Origin of the sequence: Desulfosporosinus fructosivorans (assembly GCF_004766045.1) — a bacterium.
GTDB classification, from domain to species: domain Bacteria; phylum Bacillota; class Desulfitobacteriia; order Desulfitobacteriales; family Desulfitobacteriaceae; genus Desulfosporosinus; species Desulfosporosinus fructosivorans.
In genome coordinates this window covers 503,838-520,279 of record NZ_SPQQ01000002.1, presented here as the reverse complement: position 1 = coordinate 520,279, position 16,442 = coordinate 503,838, and the positions used below count along the sequence as shown (strand labels likewise).

The 16,442-nt window shown below is 40.2% G+C and carries 12 protein-coding genes, 1 pseudogene and 1 riboswitch; of the genes and pseudogenes, 9 read left to right on the top strand and 4 right to left on the bottom strand.

The genetic code is table 11. The features are described 5' to 3' along the window. Positions 1 to 134: 134 nt before the first annotated feature. The 7 genes and pseudogenes from E4K67_RS06605 to E4K67_RS06575 form a co-directional block, all read left to right on the top strand. Positions 135 to 563: a MarR family winged helix-turn-helix transcriptional regulator gene (locus tag E4K67_RS06605; RefSeq protein WP_135545622.1), complete on the top strand. Its 429-nt coding sequence runs from the start codon at positions 135 to 137 to the stop codon at positions 561 to 563. Between the two features lie 136 nt (positions 564 to 699). Next, positions 700 to 3,177, top strand: coding sequence for an HD domain-containing phosphohydrolase (locus E4K67_RS06600; protein WP_135545621.1), 2,478 nt, complete (start codon positions 700 to 702; stop codon positions 3,175 to 3,177). Positions 3,178 to 3,266: 89 nt separating this feature from the next. Next, positions 3,267 to 4,175 (top strand): Fpg/Nei family DNA glycosylase, encoded by a 909-nt coding sequence (locus E4K67_RS06595; protein WP_243454348.1) that lies wholly within the window; start codon positions 3,267 to 3,269, stop codon positions 4,173 to 4,175. A gap of 339 nt (positions 4,176 to 4,514) precedes the next feature. Further along, a riboswitch (cyclic di-AMP (ydaO/yuaA leader) is annotated at positions 4,515 to 4,660 on the top strand. A gap of 98 nt (positions 4,661 to 4,758) precedes the next feature. Beyond that, the gene (locus E4K67_RS06590; protein WP_135545620.1) at positions 4,759 to 6,117 is read left to right on the top strand and encodes a citrate/2-methylcitrate synthase; all 1,359 of its coding nucleotides are present in this window, start codon (positions 4,759 to 4,761) and stop codon (positions 6,115 to 6,117) included. Between the two features lie 305 nt (positions 6,118 to 6,422). Next, a complete protein-coding gene (pheA, locus tag E4K67_RS06585) occupies positions 6,423 to 7,259 on the top strand; it encodes a prephenate dehydratase (protein ID WP_135545619.1) in 837 nt (278 codons plus the stop codon). A gap of 323 nt (positions 7,260 to 7,582) precedes the next feature. Then, the gene (locus E4K67_RS06580) at positions 7,583 to 7,786 is read left to right on the top strand and encodes a hypothetical protein (protein ID WP_135545618.1); all 204 of its coding nucleotides are present in this window, start codon (positions 7,583 to 7,585) and stop codon (positions 7,784 to 7,786) included. A 571-nt stretch (positions 7,787 to 8,357) separates the two neighbouring features. Beyond that, positions 8,358 to 8,548, top strand: a pseudogene (locus E4K67_RS06575) (DUF3102 domain-containing protein); the annotation flags it as partial. Between the two features lie 335 nt (positions 8,549 to 8,883). Here the strand turns inward: E4K67_RS06575 and E4K67_RS06570 are convergent. Genes E4K67_RS06570 through allB (E4K67_RS06560) form a run of 3 tightly spaced genes read right to left on the bottom strand, consistent with a single transcriptional unit; the run spans position 8,884 to position 13,089 of the window. After that, a complete protein-coding gene (locus E4K67_RS06570) occupies positions 8,884 to 10,278 on the bottom strand; it encodes an NCS1 family transporter (RefSeq protein ID WP_135545617.1) in 1,395 nt (464 codons plus the stop codon). A 53-nt stretch (positions 10,279 to 10,331) separates the two neighbouring features. Then, positions 10,332 to 11,684 carry an allantoinase AllB gene (gene allB, locus E4K67_RS06565; RefSeq protein WP_135545616.1) on the bottom strand — a complete coding sequence of 451 codons (1,353 nt, stop codon included), beginning with the start codon at positions 11,682 to 11,684 and terminating at the stop codon, positions 10,332 to 10,334. A gap of 13 nt (positions 11,685 to 11,697) precedes the next feature. After that, positions 11,698 to 13,089, bottom strand: coding sequence for an allantoinase AllB (gene allB / locus E4K67_RS06560; RefSeq protein ID WP_135545615.1), 1,392 nt, complete (start codon positions 13,087 to 13,089; stop codon positions 11,698 to 11,700). A 448-nt stretch (positions 13,090 to 13,537) separates the two neighbouring features. Here allB (E4K67_RS06560) and E4K67_RS06555 point away from each other — a divergent pair, with 448 nt between their 5' ends. Continuing rightward, entirely contained in the window at positions 13,538 to 14,770 is a 1,233-nt protein-coding gene (locus tag E4K67_RS06555; protein WP_135545614.1) for a Zn-dependent hydrolase, read from the top strand. A 159-nt stretch (positions 14,771 to 14,929) separates the two neighbouring features. Here the strand turns inward: E4K67_RS06555 and E4K67_RS06550 are convergent, their stop codons facing one another. Then, positions 14,930 to 15,451, bottom strand: a complete 522-nt coding sequence (locus tag E4K67_RS06550) for an ureidoglycolate lyase (protein ID WP_135545613.1) — start codon at positions 15,449 to 15,451, stop codon at positions 14,930 to 14,932. Positions 15,452 to 15,659: 208 nt separating this feature from the next. Here E4K67_RS06550 and allE point away from each other — a divergent pair, with 208 nt between their 5' ends. Beyond that, entirely contained in the window at positions 15,660 to 16,421 is a 762-nt protein-coding gene (gene allE, locus E4K67_RS06545) for a (S)-ureidoglycine aminohydrolase (protein WP_135545612.1), read from the top strand. Positions 16,422 to 16,442: the final 21 nt, after the last annotated feature.

Here is a 16,442-nt window from a genome sequence, read left to right as displayed (position 1 = left end):
GGAGAGCGACTCTAATGACTCAGAAACTAGTGTTGACAACCCTAATTACAATACAATACAATTATGTTGTGTACAATTTATTATAATGAGTAACAAATTGAACTTGTATGAATTAAGAAACGGGTGGTTTTAAAATGAGTTACGATAACTTAAAAATTGACAATCAAATTTGCTTTGCCTTGTATGCCTGCTCAAAGGAAATGATTAAGCAATATCAGCCTCTTCTTGCGCCTCTGGGCATAACCTATACGCAGTATATTGTTTTACTTGTCCTTTGGGAAAGAGACAATATCACTGTTAAAGAGTTGGGAGAACCTCTACACCTGGATTCGGGTACGTTGACTCCCCTCCTCAAAAAACTTGAAGTGCAGGGGCTTGTAGAACGGATACGCAGTACGGGGGATGAACGTAATGTATATATAAAATTAACTAAACGAGGGATTGCTTTAAAAGAGGAAGCTCGTAAAATTCCAGAAAAAATGTTTTGTAGTACAGGAATGTCGCTTGATGAAGCAAATTCTATCCATAAACAACTCAAATCCCTTTTGGAAAAACTTATGTAGCGGGGCTAAAAATTTCCTACAATCTCACTTTCTCGACATATAAAACAAAAAAAATATGATATTATAAAGAAAAAACAATATCATTGTCGCAGGTGACAGTTAACTTTAACTGCTTGTAGGGAAAGAAGCTGATTATATGAAGGTGAGAAATAAAATAACTATTATCATCATAGTTATAACATTCGCATTTGTTTTCTTTAGTAATAATGTATTATCTAGGTTCTTTTCCAATTACTTAGAAAATCAGGAGAAGGTCCAACTTGATTCAAGCAGTAGAAGCCTAGAGTCCTTTTTCGATGGAAAAAAGATGAAGTATCAGGGGACCGTTAATGATTATAGTCATTGGGATGATTCTTATAATTTTATAAATAACATAAATAAACAGGAGTATATTAATAGCAATTTAATAGAGGACACTTTTTCAAATCTTGGAGTAAACTTCATTTATTTTGTGGATGAGGATAACTCAATTTCATATAGACAATACTATGATGATATTAGCAATGAGTTTATCCAATACCCTGAAAACTTTAATGAAGATCTCGTGGAATTTATCAGAAATTCTAAACCTAAAGAAGATATATCAAAGATCATGAAATTGGGGGATCAATACTATTTTCTTGCAACATCTGAAATAACCGATTCCAGTAAAGTTAAAGATTCAATGGGTAGAATGCTTATAGGAAGACTTATCGATGAGAATATGATTAAAGAATTAAACGAAATAACAGATAGCAACATTTCTCTATCTACTGTAAATAAGGACAGCGGTGATGTAGCTCAAGAACCTTCTTTGGAGGATAGTGAAAGTGTTTCATTGGATCTAGTGACGCTAACTAAGTCGAAAAACACTTTGCAAGCGGAATTCATAATCACAGATACTGCTTATGAAGGGTCTTCAGTACTGATGACATTAACAAAGACCAGAAACTTTTATAGCAGTGGTATGGATCAGATCCGAAATTTTATGTTGATTTATTCAACCATTATGGTCTTTATTTTATTATTAATCTTTTACTTATTGAGAAGATACATATCACGACCATTTATCAAATTAATTGATGAACTAAAAGGTTTAGACTTAACAAAAAATGAAATTCAAAAATTAAGTATTACTAAGGGGAAAAACGAATTTTCCTTCTTAAGAAATTCTGTAAATCATATGCTCAGTAGAATTGAGACTGAGCAATATAAAGTAAGAGAAAACGAAGAAAAATTATATGCAACATTAGTTTCTGTAGGTGATGGAGTAATAGCTGTTAATAGAAAGGGCATAGTAGACTTTATGAATCCAATTGCACAACATTTAACTGGTTGGAGCATGGAAGAAGGTTATGGAAATTCATTTGAAACTGTATTCCAGATTATTAGTGAATACACACGAGAGAAGATAGAAAGTCCTGTACAGAAAGTGTTTGCTACCGAAGAAATTATTGAGTTAGCCAATCATACAATTTTAATTTCAAAAGACGGCACGGAAAGACCTATCGAGGATACTGCATCACCCATCAAAGATACACTTGGTAATGTGATAGGAGCTGTGTTAGTATTTAGGGATTTTAGTGATAAGAAGGAAAAACGAAGGCAAATTGAGTATTTAAGCTACCATGATCAGCTGACGGGGTTATACAATAGAAGATTTTTTGAGGAAGAATTAAAACGGTTAGATACTAGAAGAAATCTACCGCTGTCCTTTGTGTTTGCTGATGTAAATGGTCTAAAAACCATAAATGATGCCTTTGGTCATCAAGCTGGAGATCTGCTTATTCAGCAGGTTTCAGATGTATTTAAAACGGAATGCCGCGCTGATGATATTATATCAAGGACTGGCGGAGACGAATTCGTCATATTACTCCCCAAAACCGAAGCTGTTTTTGTACAGGAGTTGGTTAAGCGGATAAAGGAAAAAATTGAACAAAAAAAGATAATGGACATTAATATATCAGTTTCATTTGGATGGGATACAAAAACTAGAGAGGAGCAATTTGCCCCGGATGTCTTAAAAAATGCAGAAGATCTCATGTACAAGAAGAAAATTTTTAACAATGCTAGCAAGAGAAGTGAGGTAATCAAATCCATCCTAAACACGCTTCATCTTAAGAGTCCTCGGGAAGATGCACATTCCAAAAGAGTAAGTATCATTTGTGAAGATATCGGTAGAGCCTATAACCTAAGTGATGATGAAATAAAAGAGCTAAGGATTGCAGGAGAATTACATGATATAGGAAAGATAGCCATTGATGAAGTGATATTAAACAAACCAAGCAAATTATCTGAGGCTGAATGGGCCCAAATACAACACCATCCAGAAACCGGGTATCGATTGTTAGGCACTTCTAACGAGTATTATAATATTGCAGAATATGTCCTTGCTCACCACGAGAGATGGGATGGTAATGGCTATCCTAAAGGATTAAAAGGTGAAGCTATTCACTGGAAGGCAAGGATAATATCTCTTGCGGATGCATACGATGCGATGATCTGTGAGCGACCTTACCGTAAGGCCTTAAGTGAAGAATATGCAGTTGCAGAAATAAAGAAAAATGCTGGCACACAATTTGATCCAGATATTGCTAGGGTATTTATTGAAGAAATTTTGGGTTTGACGTGGTGATTTGGGGAGGTCCGTCTGAGGTGTAAAGCTGAGGAACCATACATTTATTTTGGCTTAAGTGGAATTATAGATGCTAAGAGAAGTGATAAATGATGGAGGTTATTATGCCTGAAATTCCTGAGATGGAGATATACAAGGACTATTTGAACAAATGGGTTAAGGACAAACGGATAAGTGAGGTTAATGTCTTACGGGTTAAAAGTGTTAATCTGGAAAGTGTGGATTTTTGCCATAATCTCATCGGTAAAAGGATTCAGGACATTACCCGAAGGAGTAAGTACATTATTTTTCATCTTGACGACGGCTATTTTCTCTTGACACACATGATGTTGGATGGCAGGTTATTTTTGTTGCCATTAGATGAATCGAAAGAAGATCAGCCGATTAAGAATTTAAAGTCTGAGGTTGTAAATAGTGGGGCGGAAGATTTACGGCAACGAATAAAGCAACTACCGGGAAAACCAAGTGTCATTTTTGGATTATCTAACGATCTCGTGCTCTTCTTTTGTAGTCTTACGCTAGGTTATTTGCGCTACCTGAGCCAAGATGAGCTTGAGGCTAAATTAGGAGAATTGGGTAGCGAGCCCTTAGATCCTAGCTTTGATGCCCAAGAATTTAATCGCCTACTTACAGGGAAAAGGGGAATGATCAAGCCTTGGCTAATGAATCCCAAAAATATCGCTGGAGTAGGTAATGCGTATTCTAATGAAGCATTATTTGGAGCGGGTATTCTGCCCACCCGCTTGATTTCGACGCTAAGTAGTGCTGACAGGATAAGGTTATACAATTCCTTGACGATGATTCTTCGGGATTCTATTCGTCTTGGCGGAGATATGGAGGAACCGTTCGCTCCTTGGGACGATTTCACCGGTGGATATAATCCATATTTCAAAGTGTATGATCGAACTGGTAAACCATGTCCAGTTTGTCAAAACGTTATCGAAAAGTCCGAGATTGGGGGGCGGAACGCGTTTTTCTGCTCAATCTGTCAAAAATAATTAAACGAATACCTCTAGGACGATAAAAAGGGCACTATTCAACTTACAACCCAACTCTTTACTTCTGAAAGCTAAGCGCTAGCATTAATGAATATCGATATCACCGGAATGGAAAGAAGCTGCGCCTGAATTGAGTTACAGCCGAATACGGACGAAGAAATGTACAAATATTAAAAGTTATCTAAATCAATCGAAGAAAGAAAGAAATGGATTTTAATAAATTTTAACTAAAGTATGTTTTTTTGGTAAGGGCAAAATAAGTTGACTATTGTTAAGTGATAAACTAAAATGAATTTATTGCTACCCTAAAGTTTGTACACGACGATCCCAACTTAATATCTCGCATTATCGCTTAATTCTATTTAGAAGCGGGGGAACCATTTCTGGGGTGAATCCTTCACAGGCAAGAGTTGCAGGTGAGGGTAGGGTTAACTTTTCAACCCGAATCCGTCAGCTAACTTCGTAAGCGTGGAAAGGGAGGAATCGAGCACTGTAGCTAGCTTTGCTATTCCTTTGCTTTTTTCGTTAGCTGAACCTAGATGTTTTTGTCTGGGGCTTTTTATTTTTAAAGGGGGATCTTATAATGAATGATTACAATTCTGAAGAAAGAATTCTTAGCGAATTAACAAGGATGACTCAGAACAGCTTAATTAAACCTGAATTGTATAGCAAATACGCAGTTAAACGCGGACTCCGAGATTTAGACGGGAGAGGCGTACTCGTTGGTTTGACAGAGATTGGAGAGGTCCATTCCTATATTCTCGATGAAGGAGAAATTGTTCCTGTTCCGGGTCGCTTAATTTATCGCGGCTACGATATTGCAGACCTTGTGAAAGGCTTTACAGCCGATGATCGCTATGGGTTTGAAGAGGTAGTTTATTTGCTGCTCTTTGGACGTCTACCGGATCCTGATGTGCAAAAGGACTTTCAGCAACTTCTTGGCAATTATCAAAGGCTACCCGAGGATTTCGCTCGTGACATGATTTTAAAGGCACCCAGCAAAGATATAATGAATACCCTGGCTAGAAGTGTACTGGCGCTATACTCTTTTGATGACAATCCCGATGATACGTCTCTGGAGAATGTTTTAAAACAGTGCATGCGACTTATTGCTTGTTTCCCATCTTTAGCGGTTTATGGTTTCCAAGCATTTTCCCATTACCATGGGAATCAAAGCCTGTATATTCACAGTCCACGAGCGGACTTAAGTATTGCGGAGAATGTTCTCTCTATGTTGAGACCGGATAGTAAATATACAAAGCTTGAGGCAACGCTGCTTGATCTAGCCTTAGTACTTCATGCCGAACATGGGGGAGGTAACAATTCGTCTTTTGTGACCCACGTCGTCACTTCTACCGGTACAGATACCTACTCTGCTATGGCTGCGGCCATTGGTGCGCTAAAAGGCCCACGGCATGGAGGGGCGAACATTAAAGTTGTTCAGATGTTTGAGGATATGAAAGACAAATTAATGAACTGGGATGATGATGAAGAAATTGAGAACTACCTTACCCAGATCCTTAGCAAAGATGCCTTTGATCGGTCAGGTTTGATTTATGGGATTGGCCACGCAGTGTATTCAATCTCTGATCCTAGGGCAGTAATTCTAAAAGAATATGTTGCCCAACTTGCTCAAGAAAAGGGGCTGGAAGCTGAATTTCAACTCTACTCAGCTGTTGAGAGACTAGCACCTAAGGTAATAGCTAAATCTAATAAAATGTATAAGGCTGTCAGTGCTAATGTCGATTTCTATTCTGGTTTTGTTTACAGAATGCTGAACATCCCAGATGAAATGTTCACTCCAATTTTTGCTATTGCCAGAATCGCTGGTTGGAGTGCTCATCGCATTGAAGAAATTGTCAATGCAGGGAAAATCATTAGGCCGGCTTACAAAAGTGTTGCACCTAGACGGAAATATGTTAGTATGATCGACAGAACCTAATTGGATTTTATTAATAAGCTATCTGATTTTATTCAGATGGCTTATTTTTCGATTTTCTTTGCTAATCTAATCCAATTGAAATAATATATATTAAAATATTAACTATAACGTTGATTCCTATAAAATGTTAACTGATTATGTCTTTACTTTATAGTGGAACAATCTCTGATTTTTTTCTTTCTGTATTGCGTGGTCAACTTATGATGCGATTGCAAAGGGTTTTTGGGAGTGAAAAAGTGTTAGCGCTGAGGCATTATCTCCCAAGGTATGACTTATATTCATTAATAAAGACGGGGGAATTTTATATGCAAAGAATTGGCTTTCTTGGTCCGGAAGGTACCTTTTCCCAACGAGCTGCGTTAATTTATATCACAGATAAGCCTTCTGAATTAGTCGGAATGTCTAGTATTCGAGAAACTCTTTTAGCTGTTCAACATGGCGAACTGGATTTGGCCGTTATCCCTTATGAGAACTCTTTGGAAGGGTCAGTAAATGTAGTCTTGGATATATTGGCTTGGGAGGTGGACTTACATATTATTAATGAACTAACTCTTCCTATATCACAGACTTTAATGATTAATCCTGGGGCAAGGTGGCAGGACATTACTGAGGTTTTCACTCATCCCCAATCAGCCGGTCAGTGCCGTCTTTTCTTGGAAAAACAACTGCCGCAGGCGAAATTGTATTTAACAAACAGTAACTCAGAAGGTGCAAATCAGGCTAAAAAAAATGGAATTACTGCGGGGGCTATAGGTGCTGAACAAGCAGCAGAAATTTTCGGACTTGAAGTGGCACTTCGCGATATTCAGGATAACAGGAATAACTTTACTAGGTTCGTGGTTGTAGGGAAAAATCCTGCCCATAATACTTCCGATCAGAATAAGACTTCAATTGTATTTTCGACGGAACATAAGCCTGGGAGTTTAGCATGCATCCTGGATATATTTAGCTTGTGGGATATTAACATGAGTAAGATCGAATCCAGACCTTCTCGTGGAAAACTTGGTAGATATATATTCTTTATAGATATTGAAGGGCATATGACTGATCCGGATGTTCGAGATGCTTTAACCATGGTAAAACGGAAAACAACTTTTTATAAGTTTCTCGGTTCTTATCCAAGGGTAGATTCGGATAAGTGATTATCCGAATTTCTTCGAAGGCTATTGAATTTTTGACAAGTCTCAAGGTTCAACTTTATACGCACTGGCTGGTACAAGTAAAAGGCGAGGCAACATTTGCTTCGCCTTTTGCCTTTGTGACGGTGAAGATAATGGATACATTGTGCCATTTTGTTCCACATAGATGTTCCTTTGTATACATAGAAAAAGATATTGATAGATTGAGTGAAATATGGTACGATATCCTCAATACTACTTAAGTTTAAAACTGGGTTTCATTATATGAAACGATAATGAAATCTCGTCTTAAGAGAAATAAATTAGCATGTAAAGGAGCGATCTAGATGACTGTTTGTCGTGTTGAAAAGCAAAAGAAACAAGTATGTACAGAGTTGAATCATTTATCAACTGCTAATGATTTGGCAAATGAGGTTCGAGAAAACAAACTAGATTGCAAGAACGAATTTCAAACTAAAATTGATAAGGCAATCGAATCAAATAATCTTTACTACAACTGTGAAACAGGGTTTCACTATATGAAACAATAATGCTGATTGGCGATGTTATAGAACCAATAAGATGATCATTCAGTAAGGAGGATTGCCTATGAAAAAAAATACCGTGATGGATTACTCGAGGAAAAGCGGTTGTTTTTCTGCACTAAGGGTGATTCCTTGCTGAGAGGGCATAGCCATATATCTTCGTTAGGTAATTCATATTCTGTTTTCCGTTTTGTGTCGTCTTTGAGTTGGTCTACAGGACTTCTGTTTGTTGCATTCTCAGACAAGTGCTTTGGAATTTGCGATACAAATTTACTGTTTGGCTAATACCCTGTTTTCGAAAAAGCTTCCTAGACTGAAAATAAAGTGTACCCTATAGAGTAGACAGTTTAAAAAACGTCTACCTTATAGGGTATTTCTATTTAGGGTTTGCTAACCAACTCCCTTTTTTCCTCTTAGGCAACCAGAATCTTACGATTTTCCGACTTAATATCCAACTCAGACTTTGGGCAAATTAGACAAGGGTGGATTGGCGCTATAGCCCTCACGCTTGTCTGGGGCTCGGCATATCCTATAGTGGTATCTGAAAAGACATTCCGTAAATGGATGGGCAGCCGGTATGAGGATGGAAGTTTCCAACAGGACGCCTGAGCAAATCGCGTCCGAGATTAACTTTATCAAGGAACAAAGCTGCAAATGCTGCTTAGCAACGCCGTTGAGATCGGACGGCGTTTGACGGAAACCAAAGAACTGGTACCCAATGGGGAGTGGCGCAAATGGCTGACTGAATCAGTGAGTTACTCCCGAGCGGGGAAGAGAGGCCAAATGGTGCAGCGCTGCACCATTTGATTTTAACTCCAAGGGCACGGTTTTGACGCAAAGGCTGTTTTTCCATGCACACAGTTATTAAGACACTACCCGTAAACCCTTGCGAAGTCTAAACTCTTTTTCAAGTTGTCCTTGACAAGGGGTACACTTTAAAGTGTAGGGGAGCTTTTTTCTATCCTGTGATAAAGGAGGACAGCGAAATAAGAGCTTCAGATGCTCTGGCGTGGTTTAGATGAGTGCACCTCGCAGATGTGAGAAAAGGGACTGTAACTAAACTTTCCAGTTTGTTACAATCCCTTTAGTGATGTAGGCAATTATTACTCAAATATCGTGCCCTTTTTGAATTTTGAGTCTTTAAAAGCATACTTTGTCAGAAGAAGATAGGCAATCCCCCCCACAACAACGCCGATAATCCATGCCAGCTCCACTTTTGTAAAGGCAGCACCGGCACCGATGAGCAAGGCAAGCAGCGCAGCTGGATTATATCCGGCAAATGGACCATCTTCCTTATACAAATCTGCTATATTTACTTTTTGCTTTCTTAATATATAATATTCGATTAATAAGATTGAAACAATCGGGCCTAAAAATGCGGAATAGATAAGAATGAACATACCAAGACCCTTTGCCGAAGAATCCTGTACTAGCACCCAAGGGAATGAGCATAATGCAAGCAGTCCGGTTATGGTAACAGCAGGTTTATATTTAATTTTTGTCAGCAATGTAATAACATAGGTCGGTGGAATAATATTGGCAACCATGTTTACTGCAATCGCACCCAAAACAATAAATGCGGAGACAAAGACTGTAATATATGAATTGTCGACCACTATGGCCATCGCTTTGACAGGATTAGTAATGCCGGTTGCGGAAGCAAGCATGGCGCCGATGCAAAGCACAAAGCCGTAGGCTATTACAATAGGGATAAAGTACAAAAACCCTCGTTTAGCGTCGCTAATGCCGGATTTCAGCTCTCTCGAGTAATCCGCTGCGCTTAAAAAGATAGCCGCATAATTTCCCATAAACATCATTATGAAGGCAAAGAACGGCAAGCCCCATGTGCCTCTTGCATGAACCCATTTGTCTGCAATAACAGCGCTGTGGGAGGTTAGAAGAACACCAAATACATAGAGAAGCGCTAGCATAATAACAATCGAGGTAAGCGATTCCACCCATTTGATGGCATGGAAGCCGTACAGCGAAAGACCAATTTGCACCAATTGAAGCACAACAAAGCAAACGAACACATTATCAAAGGCACCACTAGTAAAGACTTTAATAATTTCATTTAAGGCAGTACCACCAATCCAACTTTGAAAACCGTACCAAACAATGGCTGGGATACCGCGCAAAAGTGAAGATATGATGGAGCCTTTTAGTCCGAAGGACATTCTGAGCTGCACAACATAGGGTATACCCGTTCTGTATCCGAGTCTGTCATTTAAAGCAAAAACAGCTGAGATGATACCGATTGCTAAGATAGCTGCGGCAAATGTCTGAAAGATGTTTAGTGTCGCAATTCCCGCTGCAACCAAACTAGCGCCAAGCGTCATATTGCCTAAATTAACCCCGTCTCCAATCCACATAAACATATAAGATATCGGACCTACCGTTCTAGCCACTTCGGTTTTCGGATTTAGTGATTCATCCACACCCGTATCATGAAGGATCTGAGTCGTTTTTGTGACGACAGTTTCTGGATTTGTAGACATCGTGCATCCAACTCCCTTATTCATTGTTTATAGTGTCTATGAGGAAATTTCGTTTACAAGTTAGGTCTTAGATGTCTTCCAATCGGCTTGGATACAATCTTTCCATCTTTAAAAACGGTTGTTCCCCTAAGAATCGTTTGGGTCACTGACCCGCGGAAGCTGTCACCGAGATATGGACTTACCTTGTGTTTATAGAAAAGATCCTCTGGCTGCAATATAAATTCCTTATCTAAGTCTACTAGTGCAAAGTCTCCATCGTAACCAACAGCAATTTTCCCTTTCCCTTGAATTCTAAAGATCTCATTGACATTTTGGGAAGTCAATTTTGCAATATCCCCCAGCGGTACTTTTCTATCATGGTAAGCATGAGTGAGCATGGCTGGAAGCGTTGTTTGGCAAGCTGAGATTCCGCCCCATACCTTTAAAAATTCCCCGTCTTTCAGCTTCGGGTCGCAGGGCGAATGGTCGGAGGAAACGAAGGCTATCTCACTGTTTAATAGTCTGGCCCACATCTTTGTTTGGTTTGCAATATCGCGAATGGGAGGTGAGCATTTGGCCACTGTTCCCATCCGTTCTACATCGTCATCGGTAAGAATTAGATAATGCCCTATTGTTTCACAGCAGACGTCAATCCCTCTGTTTCTTGCCTGTGTAACAAGCTCGACGGCCTTCGCTGTGCTGATATGGGCAATGATTAATTTGCAGCTTGTCTCCTCTGCAAATGAAATCATACGCGAGACATTTTCTATTTCCGTAATGGGCGGACGTGCTGCAAAATAGTCCCGAACAGTTGTTTTGTTATTGGAAAGTGCAAGCGCCGTCAAATCTCTTGTGATCTCAGCATTCTCACAATGCACCATCAGCGGCAAGCCAAGCTTTGCTAATTTTTCCATGCCCACTAAGGTTGTGTAATCGTCCGCTCTTTCAAATTCGTCAATACCACTATTACACGAAAATGCTTTAAACCCTATTACGCCACACTCGGCAAGCTCATCAAATTTATCTAAATTTTTGGGAGTAAAGCCGCCCCAAAATCCATAATCAACTAAAGAGTCCTTCTGTGCGACAGCTAGCTTAGCATTAAAATTTTTAGCGTCAAGTGTGCATGGGCTGCAATTGAGCGGCATATCAAAGTACGCAACGCCGCCGCCTGCTGCTAGGGCACTGCTTCCGGTTGTGATTGTTTCCCACTCTGTTCTTCCCGGGTCATTAAAATGCACATGCCCGTCTGTTGTGCCGGGGAAGACGTATTTTCCCGTTGCGTCGATGGTTTCTTTGGCATCCCCAGATAAATCTTGGGCTATTGCTACAATTTTTTCATCATAAACAGCAACATCCGCTTGTTTAAGGCCATCAGGACAAACAAGAATTCCGTTTCGAATGATTAAGTCATAACGATTGCTCATTTCTTAATCCCCCTCATTTATTAGTCTTAGCATTTGGACTGATATGCTTGCCAAATGGCTTCACCAGTTCGCCAAATCCTTTTTGACCCACTAATTTACCATCTTCCGCTACAACCTGACCTCTTACTAAGGTGCATATAGGCAGACCTACACCCTTTAAACCTACAAAGGCTGAAATATTATTCATATAATATAAGGAATCCGGTGTGATTTCCCAAACGCGTTCTGGATCTAGGATTACAAGGTCCGCATCAAATCCAACCTCTATTGCGCCTTTTTTACCATAGATTTCGAAAGTCCTAGCTGGACCTTCGCTTAAGGATCTGGCTAGCAACGTAGGACTATAGCCTCTCTTAGAGACCCCTTCACTAAAGAGAACCTGCATAATGTTTTGGATTCCACTGATACCACCCCAGGCTCCAAAGATACCATGCTTTTCTTCACTCTTTTCACTCAATTCGCAAGGTGAATGGTCAGAACCAACACAGCATAAGGTTCCATTGTTTACATACTCCCACATTTCCTCAACTGCAGCAGCGTCTCTTAGTGGAGGTGCACATTTGAACAGACTGCCATTTTTCAATACATCCTTATCAGTAAAGGTGAGGTAGTGACTACAAGTTTCAGCTGTTACATCGACACCTTCTAGCTGAGCAGATCTGATAATTTTGGCAACACTTGGGTGGCTTACATGACATATATGAACTTTAGCATCAAGCTCTCTTGCCAGGTCGATTATGTTTTGGGTAGCAATTAATTCTGCAATTACAGGTCTAGAATTAAGGAAATCCTGCCAATCGTTTTTGTCTTTTCGTTTAGCTCTTGCTTCTTCCCATTTGATTATAGAGTAATCTTCGCAATGGAAACCAGCGCGGGCATCGCAATCCTTTAAAATCTCCAAAGCTTCTTTAGCTTGTCCTATTGTTAGTGACACATAATCGGGAGAAACAGGTCCAATAAAGGATTTGAAAGCAACACAACCCTTTTCATCCAATTCTTTCAATTTATCCAGATTGTAGTCTACCAGGCCGCCCCAGAAACAATAGTCTACATAAGCGTTTGGAGAAACTGCTTGAACTTTTTCATCGAAGATCTTGGCATCAGTCAATGCAGGTTCATTTTGAAGAGGCATATCGATGATCGTTGTGATTCCCCCAACCCCTGCAGCTGCAGTACCATGTGTATAGTCCTCTCTCCAGCAGTATCCAGGATCGTTTAAGTGTGCATGGCTGTCAATGGCCCCTGGAAACACAAAATTACCTCTTGCATCGATGACCTTTTCTGCTTCGACTGGGCTTCCGACTTCAACGATCGCTGCAATTTTCCCATCGTTCACACAAATACTTGCCTCAAAAACTCTGTTTGGGGTTACAACCTTACCGTTTTTAATTACTAGATCAAACACATTCCTGCCCCCTATCTCTAATGATAAAATTGTTATGAAGAGGGTACTCAACTTTCGCACCCCGGTTGTGAAATATGGCCCTAACCGTGTAAGCTGTACTTGTTATTAAATAATTCCTCCAAAAATGTCAATTTGCAATTAACTATCTTGGGTTACATTAAGAATATACTAAATATTTCTATTTTTCATTATCAGTCTTTACTAATTAGTTAGAATTCTTTTTATCCCATTAAGACTAAAGGGTATTATGGCCGTATGCTTAACGGTCAATACAGAACAGGTTACAATAAATAATCGCTTTCAAATAATTAAACGTCGATATCATTAATAAACGTAGGGATAATTGAGTAGTCTCATAACTATCCATGATTACCAAAGACAAAAAGCGAAAAATACTGAATAATGAAGATAGGAATTAGAATTACTGGAGATTTGAGGTGATTGCAACATGATTAACAAAGAGCGTCTTTTTAATCGTCTAATGGAACTGGGGGAAATAGGCAAGCTTGCGACTGGTGGTATTACACGACAGGTATTTACCCTGGAGGACATATCTGCAACTACATTAGTGGCCACCTATATGCGCGAAGCGGGGTTAAGCGTTCGGGTAGATGCAGTCGGAAATTTGATTGGACGAAAAGAGGGGTTGAATACTGAGGCGTCCGTAGTATTAACGGGTTCCCATATTGATACAGTGCATGAAGGTGGGGCTTTTGACGGCAGTCTCGGTGTGCTCGGGGGAATTGAAGCCTTGCAAACCATGAACGAACAGGGAATACAGACAGAGCAGCCGATCGAAGTGATTGCCTATAAGGATGAAGAGGGGTGTAGATTCAGTTTTAGTATGCTGGGAAGTAGAGCGATCGCCGGGATTCTCAAAAGGGAGGACTTACAGTGCCTCGACCGCGATGGAATGAGCTTTGCGGAAGCGCTCAAGATGAATGGATTTGTCCCGGATCATTTTCAACAGGCAGCCAGACCTTTGGGCTCGGTGAAAGCCCATCTTGAATTGCACGTAGAGCAAGGGAAAGTGTTAGAGAGTAAGAATCTTTCGGTCGGGGTAGTTACTGGAATTAATAGCTCTTTGTGGCTTAAGATAACCCTTAAAGGCGAGGCAGGTCATGCTGGAGCAACCCCGATGGGTATTAGACATGATCCTTTAGTGGCAGCCGCAGAAATTATACAGGCGGTGGAAGAGGAGACCCTTAAAACAGGAACAGCGGTGGGAACTGTGGGAAGAATTCAAGTGCAACCTGGAGGAATTAACATTATCCCGGGGAGTGTGGAATTTACAGTGGATTTGCGTGATCTTAACCAAGCTGTTGGAGAAAGGTTAGAACAGACTCTACTGCAACGAGTCGCTGAAGTTTGCCAAAGGCGTGGAATAGAAAATGTGATTGAAGTTTTACAAAGAGTACCCCCAGTGCCTTGCTCTGAACCTATCCAAGAGGCAATTAAACAGGCCTGCAGAAAAGTGGGAAAAGAAATCTATTCACTACCGAGTGGGGCAGGACACGACTCAATGCAGATTGCCAGACTCTGCCCGATAGGGATGATTTTTGTCCGCTCAAAAGATGGGATCAGTCATAATCCTGCGGAATGGAGTTCTGCAGAGGACTGCGCTGATGGAGTTAATGTCCTTTATCATTCCTTACTTAGCCTGGCTAATAATGAAAAATAACCTTCAGATAAGCTGAAAAGTGTCTGAATACTTATGTGAGAAACAAGCGAAAAATCTATTCAGGCAGAGATGCTTGGTCCAAAAAGCCCCACAGATAATCGTTAGAAAATCTGTGGGGCTTTTTGGTTTAAGGTGGGGCTTGTGAAGTTACTTGGGTTATTAAAGGATTAGCTCAAAGGTCACTCCGAGGTCCCGTATTTGTACATCTCCATCATAAAGCGGAGAGGAAGATTCATCTGTGGTTTTATCCCTTGTAGCTAGAATGTAAGCAAAATGAGGTTCCAATGGAAGAATTGTGCCATGCCAAACACCACGATGGAGGACAAAAGCTTTATCACTTTCCAGGAGAAAAGCCCGTACGGTATCTGGATTAGGAAGGCTTTCGGGATCTAGCGGATCTGTGGCTGGGGCGACGGTGATAATGGCAGGGCCATTGGACATGGGGAAGAAACCCTGTGTTACTCTAAGATGTCGTTCTAATAAGGAAAACTTAAATTCCTTTCGTTCGAGAAGAGCATAAACAAACTCTGCTTTTCCGTCGTCAACTTCAAAGGGCATACGTGACGTGAATTTGGGAGGTGTCTGTTTAATCAGTGGGGTTCCCGGGTCTTTGGAGATAACACAACCAAAAGGTCGGAAAGATTCAGACGTGAGGAGTTCTACTTTAAGTATTAAAGTCATGTTTTTTTCCTTTCTTAACGGGTTAGATTGCTAGTTATCATGTTCTTGTTCAGCCTGAATAATCCTTTAGCCATTGTGGATAAATTGTAGATGGAGTATTTATCAATATTAGGTAGAGGAACAGGAGGGAAATTGCCGAATGTTAATATTAAAGAGAAAGATCTAGCTATTTATAATCTTGTGCTTATTTTGAAAGGGGTTTTTAATCATGGGTTATCCAAATGATTTACTTTCCACGCGCGCTCTTATCCAACACGGCAGGTATGCCTTGATTCCTCCAGAAGGTAGGGTGAATAATGTCATTCCCAATCTGCAAGATTGCCGTACGAGCATTATTGCTTCACCTGAACTCGGTCCTCGTTTTGCTATGTATACGGTAGAAATTCTCCCCAATGGTGGGACAAATAAGCCTTTCCAAGAAGAGGGCATAGAAACGTTTGTTTATGTGATGGCAGGAGAAGTCACGGTTACTGTAGAAAATAAAGCCTATACACTGACGGCTGGAGGGTTTGTGTTTGCCCCAGCGTCCTTGGGTCTAGGTTTTAAAAATAAAGCTCAAGAATCATGCAGGTTGCTTCTATATAAACAACGTTATCGTCCCTTAACTGGATATGAAGCAAGAATTGTGGTTGGAAATCTGAATGAAATTCCAGAGGAAGATTATGACGACATGGAAAATGTCAAGATTAAGAATGTCCTCCCCACTGATTTGGGTTTTGATGTAAACTTTCATACGTTAAGTTTCTATCCGGGAGGCTGTCATCCGTTTATTGAGACCCATGTCCAAGAGCATGGACTCTATCTTTTGGAAGGTGAAGGGGTCTATCTCATTGACGATCGTTGGATTCCTGTGAAGACAGAAGACTTTATCTGGTTTGGTCCTTATGTCCCCCAAGCCTGCTATGGAGTTGGGCGCACGCGATTTACTTATATCTACACCAAAGACTGTAATCGAGATATTGAATTATAAGAATTAATTGGATAAGATACG